This is a genomic window from Paenibacillus sp. J22FR21, from assembly GCF_056269135.1.
In genome coordinates this window covers 1,029,279-1,041,370 of sequence record NZ_JBWDNJ010000003.1, presented here as the reverse complement: position 1 = coordinate 1,041,370, position 12,092 = coordinate 1,029,279, and the positions used below count along the sequence as shown (strand labels likewise).

7 protein-coding genes are annotated in these 12,092 nt (G+C 47.0%); 2 read left to right on the top strand and 5 right to left on the bottom strand.

What is annotated here, in order from left to right:
- The first annotated feature begins 162 nt into the window (after nucleotides 1–162).
- Nucleotides 163–1,032, top strand: coding sequence for an SPFH domain-containing protein (locus tag AC0YNS_RS15200; RefSeq protein ID WP_475781815.1), 870 nt, complete (start codon nucleotides 163–165; stop codon nucleotides 1,030–1,032).
- 273 nt (nucleotides 1,033–1,305) lie between these two features.
- On the opposite strand, the gene AC0YNS_RS15195 is transcribed toward AC0YNS_RS15200, so the two are convergent.
- Both AC0YNS_RS15195 and AC0YNS_RS15190 read right to left on the bottom strand, forming a co-directional pair.
- The gene (locus tag AC0YNS_RS15195) at nucleotides 1,306–2,076 is read right to left on the bottom strand and encodes a GNAT family N-acetyltransferase (RefSeq protein ID WP_475781814.1); all 771 of its coding nucleotides are present in this window, start codon (nucleotides 2,074–2,076) and stop codon (nucleotides 1,306–1,308) included.
- 23 nt (nucleotides 2,077–2,099) lie between these two features.
- Nucleotides 2,100–3,206, bottom strand: coding sequence for a winged helix DNA-binding domain-containing protein (locus AC0YNS_RS15190; protein ID WP_475781813.1), 1,107 nt, complete (start codon nucleotides 3,204–3,206; stop codon nucleotides 2,100–2,102).
- Nucleotides 3,207–3,293: 87 nt separating this feature from the next.
- On the opposite strand from AC0YNS_RS15190, the gene AC0YNS_RS15185 reads away from it, so the two are divergent.
- The gene (locus tag AC0YNS_RS15185; RefSeq protein ID WP_475781812.1) at nucleotides 3,294–4,586 is read left to right on the top strand and encodes a homocysteine synthase; all 1,293 of its coding nucleotides are present in this window, start codon (nucleotides 3,294–3,296) and stop codon (nucleotides 4,584–4,586) included.
- A 327-nt stretch (nucleotides 4,587–4,913) separates the two neighbouring features.
- Here the strand turns inward: AC0YNS_RS15185 and AC0YNS_RS15180 are convergent, their stop codons facing one another.
- The 3 genes from AC0YNS_RS15180 to AC0YNS_RS15170 all read right to left on the bottom strand — a co-directional run bounded on the left by AC0YNS_RS15180 (nucleotide 4,914) and on the right by AC0YNS_RS15170 (nucleotide 12,012).
- A complete protein-coding gene (locus AC0YNS_RS15180) occupies nucleotides 4,914–5,498 on the bottom strand; it encodes a hypothetical protein (RefSeq protein WP_475781811.1) in 585 nt (194 codons plus the stop codon).
- Between the two features lie 272 nt (nucleotides 5,499–5,770).
- Entirely contained in the window at nucleotides 5,771–6,871 is a 1,101-nt protein-coding gene (locus tag AC0YNS_RS15175; RefSeq protein WP_475781810.1) for a peptidylprolyl isomerase, read from the bottom strand.
- A gap of 80 nt (nucleotides 6,872–6,951) precedes the next feature.
- A complete protein-coding gene (locus tag AC0YNS_RS15170) occupies nucleotides 6,952–12,012 on the bottom strand; it encodes an S-layer homology domain-containing protein (protein ID WP_475781809.1) in 5,061 nt (1,686 codons plus the stop codon).
- Nucleotides 12,013–12,092: the final 80 nt, after the last annotated feature.

The window sequence follows — 12,092 nt, the reverse complement described above, 5'->3', positions numbered from 1 at the left end:
GACTTTAATGGACTGAAGTTTAGTTTTCCCCCAGTCTAAGGTCGGAACCGGGTCCTGCATCAGTTGTAAACCTTTGGGAAAAGTGATATCATAACAATATCACAAAGATATTAAAGTATTGAGCGATCAAGATCGATGCCCACACAGACAAGGAGGATAACCATGCAAGAACACAAAGCGTGGCACGTAAATGGATTTGCCGTTATATTTGTTTCCATCATGTTATTCGTGTTGATGATTTTGACATTCGTCAAAGGAGTAGCCGAAACGCCGAATTTCACGCTTATCGCGCTCGGAGCCGTTCAATTAATCCTGCTCGTGGTTTGCTTATCATCGCTAATCATCGTGAATCCGAATGAGAGCGCAGTCATCACATTCTTCGGCAAATATAAGGGTTCCGTGCTCGAAAGCGGACTATGGATGGTGCTACCGCTTACAGAGAAGAGAAAGGTAACGCTTCGCGTACGCAACTTCACGAGCCAGAAGCTCAAAGTAAACGACGCGCAGGGCAATCCGGTGGAAATTGCGGCCGTTGTCGTATTTAAGGTTATGGATACGGCGAAAGCATCCTTCAACGTGGATAATTACGAGAAATTCGTGGAAATTCAGAGCGAAACGGCTGTACGGCATATTGCTGCGCAATATCCGTACGATACGTTTTCGGATGAGCAGCAGTTTTCATTGCGAGGTAACGCGGATGATGTGGCAAGGGAATTATTGACGGAACTGCAGAGCAAATTGTTGTTTTCCGGCGTGCAAATCATTGAAACACGTCTCATTCATCTCGCATACGCGCAAGAAATCGCAAGCGCAATGCTGCAGCGACAACAGGCTACCGCAATCGTAGCGGCGAGATCCAAGATCGTCGAGGGAGCGGTGGGCATGGTCGACATGGCACTTCGTCAACTGGAAGACAAGGGGATTGTCCTCGACGAGGAGCGCCGCGCGGTAATGGTCAACAATCTGATGGTTGCCATCGTATCCGATAAAGGCGCAACGCCTGTCATCAATACGGGCACCTTGTACTCCTAAGGGGCGGATATCGATCGCAACTGAGAAGAGGGCGTTTCCCCTTCGCCTAGATCCTGAAATTTATCGCGCGTTAGAACAGTGGGCGAACGAAGAATTCCGAAGCGTCAACGGACACCTCGAATTTCTGATCCGCGAAGCGTTGAAGAAGGCTGATCGTTTGCCGAAGAAGCCGCCTAATGTTTAGATGGAAGATCATATAGAAATGGCGGCCTTGGGTACATTCCCCGTGCCGCCATTTTCTATAGAACCATCAGTTGTACATGACAGCTGGTATTATATGACTTTAATATTCAACAGTCTGGTCTTCGTAACCATTCCCGCGCTTTCCAATGTTAATTTTGAAGCTTCGTTATAGTACCAACAGCCGCATATAGGCGTTAGATTGTGCTCATAACACCATTTTTTCAAGTGCAAAATGATGTTCCTCCCAATCCCCTGCTTTCGAACCTGCTCATTCGTAAACATCCCTATGCTTGCCACTCCGGCAATCATCTTGGATTGCTCCATAACGCCGACTCCGAGTAATAGTGTGCCTCTATAGTAGGTGAATAGCTCTCCGTTACGGATTCGGCGCTCATAATCATCTAGAAAATCGCCGCAAACCTGCTCGATGGCAAGCAAGTCATTCGGAATAGCTAAGCGGAAAGTCTCGTCTCCTGACCCCTTATGTTCCGATAGCTCCGCCTGGCTGTCTTGAAAGAAGTAAGCTTGCTTATCGATCTTGAAGTCTTTATCCAAAGCCAGACTTAGAAACAGTTCATCGCAGGTCGGAACAAGCATCGAGGTTAACGTGTTCCCTTCAAGCACTTCGCTGAATAGTGGTTGCGAATGCTTCCGGTAAGCGCGGCTGATATAGAACTGGGTTAAGGTTTCATTATTATGGATCGCATAGTAGCCGATGGCTGCAGCCTCTTCTTCAAACAGGTAGAACGTCGATGCAACGATGTGTTCCTCGAGAAATGAATCGAATGGCGAAGATAGACTCTGCGTATATTCTTCGATAAGATGATGAATCTCACTGATCTGACATGGCCTCGTTATCATCTCAAGCAGCTCCTCCCTAGCTATTAGTTGAACCGGATCTCATGGGCTTGATTCTCACCAGCCACGAATTTCAGCAGTTGCGCTCCTTCTTCGGCTAATTCGTCACCTTCCTGTGAAGTAAGCTTCTTGAATGGTTCAATGGTTAATACAGTCCTCGTTCCGCTTCCCCGATTCATATGCCACATTCCGCTAACAAAACCGTCAACAAGGATAACCGATCGGATGATGCCGTTCTTCGTAAATACTCGATTACGATAGGCATCATCGATAATCCGGGTACGATCAGCATGCGACAAGAGTATATTGTCAAACTCGCCCAGCAATCGAGGCGGGGACGGACTGTCAGCATCAGGCCGCGGCGCATCCGGCAGATCGAACAGCTCATTCCCCAGCTCGTCACGGAAGCTAACGAGTCTAGGTCGGAGCTTCTCGAATTCACTGCGCAGCCCAGTTAAACCCGACCACGTCTGCATGTCTTTCACAGAAGCCGGGCCAAAGGCAGACAGATAGCGGAGGATCATCTTCTCCATTTCCGGTTCGGAAGAAAGAGTCTGACCTAACCATGCTTCTGCAGAAGTATGTGTAGCTTGTCCGCTTTCACCCCAAAGGCCGCGTGGCGGCAATTGGACAAGCGGTACTGAATTTCGAGTTGCGGCTGCAAGGGCTTCGGGATCTCGGTCCGGCCATTTCTCGCTAAGCCGTTTACCAAGCTCGTTCGAGGTCATCGGTTGCTCCTCGACCAGCGCACGGCCTGCATCAGCAAGCTCCTTCTCATCTATACCAGTGAGAAGTTTGCCGTATGCACCTTTTAATCCGCGGTTAAGGACGGTTTGTACCCATGGTCGTAATGCCAAACAATCGCGAGCAGACACCAAATGGATGGTCGAGCGCATCAGCGCGATACGAACGGCCTTTCGTTCTTGCAGAAGCTCGCTCAATTCTTCCTGCCGGAAACCTTCGAGCCGCGTCCACAAACCGTAATAAGGCGAATTCGGTGCTTGGGCTTGCAATCCGACTAATCGCTCTATTGCATCCAGTGCCGGCAGATTGACGCGCTTCAGCAGCATTTGCCTCGCGAGCAATGCGCGGTTCAAAGCGCGCTTTCCAAGCTCAGGAACCGTAATCGACATGTCTTAAGCCCCCTGTTTAGATGGAAATTTCTATCAGACTATGAGAAACTAGATATGAAACTAGATTTGAGGAGGATGATTGTAGAAATGGCAGAAGAACGCAACTATTCCCTAGAAACATTAGCTGTACACGCAGGGCAAGAGATTGATCCCGCGACGATGTCACGTGCAGTACCGCTCTACCAAACGACTTCTTATGGGTTCCGCGATTCCGAGCATGCATCAAATTTATTCTCTCTTCAAGAGTTCGGCAACATCTACACGCGCATCATGAATCCCACAACAGATGTATTCGAGAAAAGAATTGCCGCGCTCGAAGGCGCGCCTGCAGCATTAGCTACTTCTTCGGGAATGGCTGCCATTACATACTCCATTCTTAATATTGCAGAAGCAGGAGATGAAATTGTCTCCGCAGCAAGTCTGTACGGCGGCACTTATAATTTATTTTCCACTACATTGCCGAAGCTTGGTATTAAGGTTCATTTCGTCGATCCAAGCAATCCGGACAATTTCCGCAGTGCCATTAATGAAAGAACGAAGGCCATCTTCGCAGAAACCATCGGCAACCCTAAGGGGGATGTGCTTGATATTGAAGCAGTAGCCTCCATTGCCCATGAGAACGGTCTTCCTCTAATTGTAGATAACACGTTCCCTAGCCCCTACTTGCTTCGTCCGATTGAGCATGGTGCGGATATTGTCGTTCATTCCGCGACCAAGTTTATTGGCGGACATGGCACTTCGATCGGCGGCATCATCGTAGATGGCGGTAAATTCGATTGGAAAGGCAGCGGTCGCTTCCCAGGCCTGACAGAACCGGATCCTAGCTATAATGGAGTCGTGTATACGGATGCTGTCGGACCGATCGCTTATATTATTAAAGCACGTGTGCAATTGCTGCGTGATATGGGAGCTGCAATTTCTCCGTTCAACTCCTTCATGCTGCTGCAAGGCTTGGAAACGCTGCATCTGCGTATGGAGCGTCATTCCTCTAACGCACTGGCAACGGCTCAGTTTCTTGAAGCACATGAGGCTGTCGAGTGGGTAAGTTACCCTGGCCTGCAGAGCCATCCGTCCTATGACAATGCGCAAAAGTATCTGCCTAATGGTCAAGGCGCTATTCTGACGTTCGGTATTAAAGGCGGCTTGACTGCAGGGAAAAAGGTGATCGAGAACGTGAAGCTGTTCTCTCACTTGGCGAATGTCGGGGATTCGAAGTCGCTTATTATTCATCCGGCCAGCACGACACATGCGCAGCTTAAGGAAGATGAGCAGATTGCAACCGGCGTTTCCCCGGGGATGATTCGCTTATCCATTGGAACGGAAGGCATCTCCGATATTCTTCATGATTTGGAACAGGCGATTCTAGCAAGTCAGCAATAATCGCACAGCTTTCAAACGCTATTATAGGGCATCGATCCTCATCGGATCGGTGTCCTATTTCAGTTTTGCCTCGAAGTTCATGCAGGGCTTGCCGGATGAAGATAGAACGGCAGCACTTGGCATCGTGGACGTTTTGAACTTAAATGCTTTGCAGCCTCGGGGGAACTTCGGGTCCCACGTCACATAGTAATGGAGGCATTGCATACAATTGATACGCGCCGGTGAGGTAGTCATGTCGATTCCTTTCAACTTTTTCCTATTAAAGAAGAGTTCGACTCATAAAAGCAAAACCCTTTGGAATACATTCCAAAGGGTTCCATCTCAATCTCAATTAAATCGATTAATAAGAGCTTCGATGGCTTCATCCGCAGATTCGTACGGCACTTGGCAAGTTCCGGCAGCTTCATGTCCGCCGCCACCGAATTCCCGCATCAGATAGCCAACCGGGACACTGCATGAGCGATTCACGATGCTATGTCCGCAAGCGATCGCGCAATTCTGTTTTTGGTATCCATCCACGATCCACAGCGACACATTCTGCTCCGGATGAAGGGCGTACACCAAGAAACGATTGCCCGGATAGATGGTTTCCACACCTCTGAGATCCGTAACGATCGCATTCCCTTCTACGCGCGTATGGGCAGCGAGCATCTCACGGAACAATAGATCCAGTTCAAAATACCTTTCCACCCGTTGTTTCACGTCTTCATCCTGCATGATCTCTTCAAGCGATTGTTCCAGACATAGACCAACCAACTTCTCCATCAGCTGGTAATTGCTTATACGGAAATCACGATAGCGGCCAAGCCCCGTGCGAGAGTCCATAATAAAGGAGAGTAAATCCCAGCCTTGCGGATTCAATATATCCTCTTTGCCAAACTTTGCGGCATCCGCCTTGTCTACACCTTCCATGATACTATCGAAGAACGAACCGAACTTATCTCGTCCCCCATAGAAATCATAGACGACTCTTGCGGCGCTATCAGCAATTCATATCATCGATCATGCCTAGCTTTCGGAATAAAACCGCCGTAACCAACCCATCGAAATCTGATCTTGTGACTAGCCTCATCCTGACCCCTCCGTGTAGTAGATCTATCAGTCTGTTAATAGGACTATTATACCATACCATTATTATGAAGGAGTACAAGGATTGTATGATAGGGATTAACTTCGAGGTGGGATCAGGCTGTCTTCAGCGTTCTATATACTTCTTTATCGATCACAACGGTTGCATGCTTGACCAAATCGTCAACGTAAGAGGCATACTTCTTATCTTTCAATAATTGAGTGATCGAATCATTAACTTCCTCCAGTTTATTGAATCCCTCATCCGATTTCTCGATACACTTCACGACATAATAAGCTTTGTTGTATTCGAAAACCTCACTCACCTGCCCTACAGATAAGCCAATCGCTTGTTCGGTAAATTCATGAGTGGCGGGCATATAATCTTCATGACTTGTCGTAGAATCAAATATCTGTTCGCCGGATTCTACATTAATTACAGATTTCTTTCCATACAAATCTGATAGTTCATTTAATGAATCTCCGTTAGCGAATTTCTTCCGTACTTTTTCAGCCATTTCCTTTGCAGCAGTCTTACTCTTATCATCTCCGGCTGTAAAATGGAAAGCTATTTTCTCTACCTTTACTTTTTCTATTTTCTTATACTTATTTTCATTTATAGCTTGCTCATAATAGTGCTTGATATCTTCCTCCGAAACGATAAGTTGTTCATTTACTTTGTCCATTAACTGATGAGTCATATCTGTAAACAATTTCGCAAAATAAACATCTTCCGTATACTGCTGCGGACCATAGATGACTTTCTTGTTTGCGATAGCCGTTGCCCGTCTTGCATTTTCGTTCTTCAGATCTTCTAGAAATTGCGAGTAGCTGATATCCTCAACCAGTCCCTTTTCTTGTCCCGCGATCTGCTGAACTTTAATCGAGATGCACGCATCCAAAGCAAACTTCTTTAGCATTTCTGCTGGTATCTCTCCATCGAAGCTGCTTGTCCAGAAATCTTCTCCGGGTTCAACGTTGTGTTTCTTCTTAAAATACGCCAATACTTCAGAACGATGCTTGACGAGTTTAGGCATTAATTCTTGCACGGTGATCGGTTCATCGTTCACAGTTGCTACAACACTAGACTCCCCATTGTTATCCTTTGAATAACCGACGATTATAAAAGTCGTAAAGGAAACTGCAATTGCCGCAATAACTACCAACATAGGTTTGAATTTGAAGTGAAATCGCTTCTTCGTAACTCGCTTACCCATGCCTACTTCCTCCTTTCATGAGATGGCTCTTTGAGTCAAAGAGCCATCTCTTGAATGAATGTCTTCATACTACCGAGATGTTACTTCGCAATCGTGAACATTTTCCAAATGACAACAGCAGCCTGTGCTCTTGTTGCCACATCCCGAGGTGCGAATTTCCCATTTCCTACACCGTTAATGATTCCGGCTTGTTGAATAGCTTCTACCGCGTTTACGGCGTATGCCGCGATTTGGGATTGATCCTGGAACGAAGCTGCCTCGCCGTTACCTTTAAAGTTCGCTTTTACCAATAACCCTGCGTTGTAAATCATGACTGCCATGTCCTGCCTCGAAATCGTATCATTAACGCCAAAATTGCCGTCTGGTTTACCTTTAACGATACCGAGTTGTTGTGCCGATGCGATTGCACCGTAATACCATGTGTCATTCTTCACATCAGTCAGAGAAGTTGTGGCCTTACTGTCGATGAACTCAAAGGCATTCATTAGCATCGTAATAAACGCTGCTCTTGTCAGCTGATCATTGGGTTTAAAGCTGTCTCCCCCAATGCCTTGGATAATGCCTCTTGCTGCCAATGCTTCTATGCTTTCTTGCGCCCAGGATACGTTGGCAATGTCGTTAAAGCTTACTTCGTTAAAGGCAATTGCATATTTGCTGAAATGCGTCGCACTGAATGTCACTTGACCGGTCGCGGAATCGAATTTGCCGTTCTTCACGATTTCCGGCTTGCCGTTATCATTCAGGTAATAAATGATGATTTGATTCCGGTCTTCTCCCGGCTTCAACGTGTAGTTCAGCTTCACCGTCACGGCTTGATCCCCGAATTGGCTAATTTGCTTCCCGTCGACGCTGAGGTTTAAGTCGTAGACCGGGTGGCTGCCAACAGCTGCTTTTACTTCTTCTGATAGCGCCTGGGAATCGACATTCGTGACCGAAAGTTGAACATTTCCGGAGGCTCCGTCTTGCTTCTTCAACAGTTCCGTCGAAATCGAGATCACGGCAAGTCCGGTATTAATATTGAACTGCTTGATTTTGTTGTCGAGCGCGGTTTGAATGGAGTCGCCGGACAGATTAACGATTACCGCTTTGGCCGATGCTGCTCCTTCAACGATAATGTCTACAATAGAGGCTTTCGCGTCAAGTATAGCTGCCTGAATCTCATTTGCCTTCACGTCGACGACAGCTTTACCGTTACCGTCAGGATTCGCTGCAATAATCACGGTACCGGGCTGCGGGGACGGTGTCGGTGTATTTGGTGTCGTTGACGGTATCGTTGGCGGCGTTGGTCCGTCAAGCACGCTGATTTGTACATCTTCAGAAACGGTGCTTGTTCCATCGGTTACATGAAACGTAACCGTGTACACGCCTGCTTGCGAATACGTAGGCGTCCAGCTGAAAATACGGGATGAAGCATTGAATGCGGCACCTGCAGGCAGATTCTCCGCACTATAGGTCAAAGAATCTCCATTCTTATCCGCTGCATGAATCGTGAACAACAGCGGGTTGTTTTCTCGTATCGATTTGTCCCTCAACGAATAAAACGCAGGCTTACTAAATGGATCGATGACTTCAACAAGGGAGAATGGCCCGGTCACATCTTTCCAAGGGAGCGCCCCTTTTTCAAAGCTGGCATTCTTGATGAGGTTCTCCCCGCCGGATGTTCCTAAGAAAACATCATCGATGAACATCGTATTAAATGTATCTGTCGTTTTGAGCATGACATGCATCGCGGCATTAGCTCCGGTATTGAACTCACCGCTACTTACTTCTTTCCATTCGTCGTTTGCAGATATATCTCTCTCGTCTAATAGACTCCAATTCTCATTGAATAGAACGACTTTTAAATTTTCGCTTCCTTTCACCCATGCCTTAAATACCATATCGGTATTCGGCGTAACCGCAATAAAACTGTTCCCCATAGCCTTCCAGGCACTGGCAGCCGAGTTATTATCGACTTTGATTGCTTTTGATCCGCTGTGCACATAGTCAGTAGGCGGAGGCGGCGTTTTCTCTTCTAGGGAGAATGGTGCGCTCACTCCCCACCAAGGGCCAGACCCGTCTTCAAAGTCGGAGTTCTCGATGCCGTTCTGCCCGCCCGACGTTCCAAAGAAAACATCATCGATAAACATCGTTGTGGAGGAATCCGTCGTTTTAAGCATGACATGCATAACATTATTAGATCCGGTATTAATCTCACTGCTTACTTCTTTCCATTCGCCCTTTGCGGGTAAGTCCTTCTCGGCAAGTGTAGTCCAATCCGCGTTGGCTATGACTACTTTAACGCCTCCGCTTCCTTTCACCCATGCCTTGAATACCACGTTGGTATTCGGCGCAACTGCTATATTGCTGTACCCCATAGACTTCCAGGCACTTCCAGCTAAGTTATTGTCGACTTTAATCGCGTAATCGCCGCTGTGCGCTTCGTTAGGCACCGTCGGCGGTGTTGTCGGCGGCGCTGTCGGTTCGCCTGCATTGGCATCCAAGCTTGTCATGCGGAAATAATCGAAATCGGCAATGACGTTCGTTCCATTGCAGTTATACAGACCGATCCGTTTATTACCGGGGAGGTAAACGGTATAGCTGCCTATCTTGGTATAAGCTGTACCATCTTGCGAGTAGTACCCCGTATAGGTTGCGCCTCTTTTCTCCAGCTTCAGGTAATAGTCGGGATTATCATCATCGGTATCGTTGATATTCGTGTAAGTACCGCTATTCCATACGCCGGCTTGCTTATACCCAAACTGGAATTTCAGTTCGCCGTCATGGACTCGGTTAAGTTTAATGTGGTTGGCACCATCGATATAAACCAATAAACCGGTCTGCTCCCAATCCGCCGTCGGAATGGCGGATACTTTGGTTTCGATCGTAAAATCGCCTTTAGGCGCCCATTGGAGCAATACGTTTTTAGTCGAATCGACATCCCCGCCGCTGCTCGCGATATTCATTTTTCCCGGATTCGAGGACAGACTCCATTTCAACGGATCTTCTGAAATCCACTTCCACCTAGCGTTCAAACTGCTGCCGTCGAAATCATCATTCACTTGTTCCGCCGTTGTCGGAAGCTCCGGCTCAGGTTCCGGCGTCGGATCATCAGGATTTGTGGGTGCAATTGTATGGTACAGCGAGAACACATCTCCTATTGTCCACGGCCTGTTACCATATTCAAAACTGCTGTTTTCGAGCAAATTCGCTCCGTCCGCGACTCCCAGATAAGCATCGTCGAAGTACGCAGTTCCTGCTGTCCCTCCTGTCTCTGTCAGCGCATAAACCAGCGCGCTGGCATTTCCGCTATTCACAGGCAATTGAATTTGAGTCCATTCATTCGAAGCTTCAAAGGATATATCATCGATTACGGTAGTTCCATCGCTGACCGATAACGTATATCCGCCCGCGCCTTTCACCCAAACCTTTGCCTCATAATCCGTATTTCGTTGTATACCTGTAAGGGTCTGCTTCAATTCACTGTTTGAAGCTGTGTCTGTAGAAACAGCCTTCAAGGACCAACTTCCGGCGTGAATAGCCGGATCTACCGCATCAGGGATAACTAACGGCTTAGGCGATACGGTCACCGCCGCTGCTTTGGGACTGCCGAATTCATGAGCTCCAATATCGGGAGCGCCTTTATAGAGCGTATTGCCCCAGAAATCTCTGCCGCCATTATCCGCAATGACTGTTCCCGCGTTAATATACGGGGAATCCGAGCTCAACTTGAATACGTCCGCGCCTTCCATGCCATCCGTAGGAACCGCCGGTATCGGGTCGGCAAATTTCGGATCCGCCGTGATGGCGTGCGAGTCTTCAACCGGCGCAATATTTCCGGTTCCAAAGTAGCCGTTATAGTCAAACACGTTATTGGAATCAGAAGCGGAAGGATAGGTCGAAGCTGCGTTCGCATAGAAAATATTGTTCTGATAATAAATTTTAGCCGTATCCGTTGCGAGCGACTTGATATGGATACCTTCATCTTCGATGTTATTGTAGAACACGTTATTGTAGATAAACGATCCCTCTGAACCCGCGTGATTAATCGATAAGGTCGTATTTTCGTTAACGTTGGTTTTATGGTCGTTGAAACTCACGTTGTATCGCACGGTCGCGCCTTTATAGTTCTCCTGGGAATTGCCCATGACCAGCAGAAAACCTCCCGCGTTGTCATGGCTGTAATTGTACTGGAACGTAACTCGGTCAACCGTCGCGATGTCGGCATCGAAAGCCTGCGAATCCCCGTCATCGTTATCTTGCAGCGGGTCATGATTCGTGTAGGCGACTTCGTTATTTTGGAAGACCGCATTCTTGCTGAGCCATTCCCACATGGAAACGGTATAGCCGTAACCTTCGAAACCGCCGCCCTGATCGTAGGAAGTGTTGTACTCAATCAGAGGAGAGTCGCAGAGACCGACAACGATATCTCCGTTTCCATTTCTTTCAAAAAAGTTATTTCTTATTACTACGTTCGTAAAAAAAGTATGATCTTTGACAGCTTCATCTCCATCGCTTTGTATGCCATGGCTCTCATTATCGTAGATATGGCTGTCCGCGATCAGAAAGTCATCATAAGATGAATTGCTTTTATAAGCATTAAAGCCGATCGCAGCTGACCAGAAACGCAAGCTGCCTGCATAATTACCTTTCACATTATGGATATCTAAGCTCTCAAAGTGTAAGCTTCTTAATGTTCTGCCTGTATCATTGGATACGAAAATGCCATAACGGTGATCGTTTTCAGGCGCATCATTCGTTATTTCAAGATTTTTGATGGTTACATATTCCGCATTTTTAACAAAAATCGTTTTCGGCAAGCCTCCACCCGCAATAATCGGTTTCGGACCTTCACCGAATTTGTCGAACGTAATGCGGTTTGCACCATATCCGGAGTCATCTATGGTTAAATGGCCATTCCAGATGTCTCCTGCTTTGAACAAAATCTGATCGCCGGGCACGAAATCCGTACCGTTTACCTTGTTTAACGTCTTCCAAGCCTGACCTGGACTCAATCCACTATTATTATCATTTCCGTTTATTGCATCCACATAGTAGGAATTTAGAGACGATGCACCGGCTGCCACTGGACTTATACTGATTAATGATGCAACCAGAGTAAGAATACAGAATAAAGCGATGACCTTTTTAAACCTTACCATTCAAATAATCTCCCCTTTAATTGAAATGTGAACGATTAGCCTATTAATCATATAGTTGAATCCCGTATTTTAACTACGAA

Coding starts and splice junctions, on each gene's coding strand:
- AC0YNS_RS15200 (WP_475781815.1), top strand. CDS start 163: ATGCAAGAACACAAAGCGTGGCACGTAAATGGATTTGCCGTTATATTT.
- AC0YNS_RS15195 (WP_475781814.1), bottom strand. CDS start 2,076: ATGATAACGAGGCCATGTCAGATCAGTGAGATTCATCATCTTATCGAA.
- AC0YNS_RS15190 (WP_475781813.1), bottom strand. CDS start 3,206: ATGTCGATTACGGTTCCTGAGCTTGGAAAGCGCGCTTTGAACCGCGCA.
- AC0YNS_RS15185 (WP_475781812.1), top strand. CDS start 3,294: ATGGCAGAAGAACGCAACTATTCCCTAGAAACATTAGCTGTACACGCA.
- AC0YNS_RS15180 (WP_475781811.1), bottom strand. CDS start 5,498: ATGGAAGGTGTAGACAAGGCGGATGCCGCAAAGTTTGGCAAAGAGGAT.
- AC0YNS_RS15175 (WP_475781810.1), bottom strand. CDS start 6,871: ATGGGTAAGCGAGTTACGAAGAAGCGATTTCACTTCAAATTCAAACCT.
- AC0YNS_RS15170 (WP_475781809.1), bottom strand. CDS start 12,012: ATGGTAAGGTTTAAAAAGGTCATCGCTTTATTCTGTATTCTTACTCTG.